The sequence below is a fragment of the Enterobacter sichuanensis genome, assembly GCF_002939185.1.
Taxonomy (GTDB): Bacteria; Pseudomonadota; Gammaproteobacteria; order Enterobacterales; family Enterobacteriaceae; genus Enterobacter; species Enterobacter sichuanensis.
This window is the reverse complement of sequence record NZ_POVL01000134.1, coordinates 1-1,883: the sequence shown is the minus strand read 5'-3', so window position 1 is coordinate 1,883 and position 1,883 is coordinate 1. Positions and strand designations below refer to the sequence as shown.

At 46.2% G+C, this 1,883-nt stretch carries 2 protein-coding genes and 1 pseudogene; all 3 read left to right on the top strand.

The annotated features are described in order from the left end of the window. Positions 1-54: 54 nt before the first annotated feature. Positions 55-948 (top strand): carboxylating nicotinate-nucleotide diphosphorylase, encoded by an 894-nt coding sequence (gene nadC / locus C5687_RS24070; protein WP_045284787.1) that lies wholly within the window; start codon positions 55-57, stop codon positions 946-948. 174 nt (positions 949-1,122) lie between these two features. Continuing rightward, complete coding sequence (locus C5687_RS25435) at positions 1,123-1,197, top strand: prepilin-type N-terminal cleavage/methylation domain-containing protein (RefSeq protein ID WP_104558220.1); 75 nt, start codon at positions 1,123-1,125, stop codon at positions 1,195-1,197. 259 nt (positions 1,198-1,456) lie between these two features. Then, positions 1,457-1,883, top strand: a pseudogene (locus tag C5687_RS24715) (AAA family ATPase); the annotation flags it as partial.

Genomic DNA, 1,883 nt, shown 5'->3' with positions numbered 1-1,883 from the left:
GTTCAGAGTAGCATGTTTCAATATTATGATTCGTTACCAATTTGGAGTTTTATCATGCCGCCTCGCCGCTACAACCCCGACCACCGACGTGAAGCGCTTCTGGAACGTATTAATATGGATATTCCGGCAAGCGTCGCCCATGCTCTGAAAGAAGACCTGGGCGGCGACGTGAATGCCGAAAAGGATATTACCGCACAATTGTTGCCAAAAGAGACACGCTCTCACGCGGTGATTATCACCCGTGAAGAGGGCGTTTTTTGTGGCAAGCGCTGGGTTGAAGAGGTCTTTACCCAGCTGGCGGGCGATGATGTGCAGATCGTCTGGCATGTTGAAGACGGCGATGCGATCGCCGCAAACCAGCCGCTGTTTGAACTCGACGGCCCGTCCCGCGTGCTGCTGACCGGCGAACGTACCGCCCTTAACTTCGTCCAGACCTTGTCCGGTGTGGCAAGTGAAGTCCGTCGCTACGTTAACCTGCTGGCTGGCACCCGTACCCAGCTGCTGGACACCCGCAAAACGCTGCCGGGTCTGCGTACAGCGCTGAAATACGCGGTACTCTGCGGCGGTGGCGCAAACCATCGTCTGGGATTATCCGACGCCTTCCTGATTAAAGAGAACCACATTATTGCCTCTGGCTCCGTGCGTCAGGCGGTTGAGAAAGCCTTCTGGCTGCACCCGGACGTGCCCGTTGAAGTGGAGGTCGAAAACCTGGAGGAGCTCGACCAGGCAATTAAGGCCGGGGCTGATATCATCATGCTCGATAACTTCGAAACAGAGCAGATGCGCGAAGCCGTCAAGCTCACCAACGGCCAGGCACAGCTTGAAGTGTCCGGGAATGTCACCTTCGACACGATCCGTGAGTTCGCCGAGACGGGCGTGGATTACATCTCCGTCGGGGCTCTGACCAAACACGTTCGCGCTCTCGACCTCTCCATGCGTTTCAAATAATGATGGCACCCCTCTCCACCCGGAGAGGGGAATGTCTGCCCCGCTCGCAATTCCGTTGTACCTCCCTGCAACGCAGAATGAATTCTCTGAAGCCCCTTTCCCGTTCCCTTTTTTGCCCCTCGTTTCTGCCCTTTCGCGCTGACAGAGTAGCGCCACTTAACCTAAGGAGCAGATATGGACAAACAACACGGATTCACGCTCATTGAGTTGATGGTAATGATGAATAGTGAATTACTGTTTATGTATTGAAATAAATTAGAGTAGTTTTGGGCTGAAAAAAACATTTATATAGGTAAAGACTATCATTTACATCCCAACAATTGGTTAAAGCTAACAAAAAGGCCGATTGCAACTAAATCTATTATTGTGCCAACAGCCCTGTACTTGCCAAGGTGATAGAGGTAAATTAGGGTCGATTCCAAAGTAACTGTATACTTATAAAGCAATAAACAAATAAAGTTTCAATAAGCACATAGCAATTGAATTGTTTACAAAAAGGATATATAGAATGATAAATGAAATTATTGTTCACAAATACAGAAAACTTGAAAATTTAAAATTCCAATTTGAGCCTACCGTGAACATCATTTCTGGGACTAATGGAACTTGTAAAACATCTTTATTACACATTATCAGCAACTCTGTTAAATCCCCCTCATTACGTTCCGAAGAATTTGATAACCCTAATTGCTTTAAAATAATTAGAAATACAAACGTCCTGATGAACCCTAAAATAGAAGCATTAGTCCGTGACGCAAAATCATATACTGACCCATCAAGCGGGATGAAAGGAAATTTATTCGAAGTTGAATATATTGATAGCAAAAAATTAAAATTCAGAAAACACAACTCAAAATTAAACAACAGATATGCAATAAAACCTTATTATGGACAATCTGGTGAGAGTCAATACTTACCATCCTGTGCTGTAATTT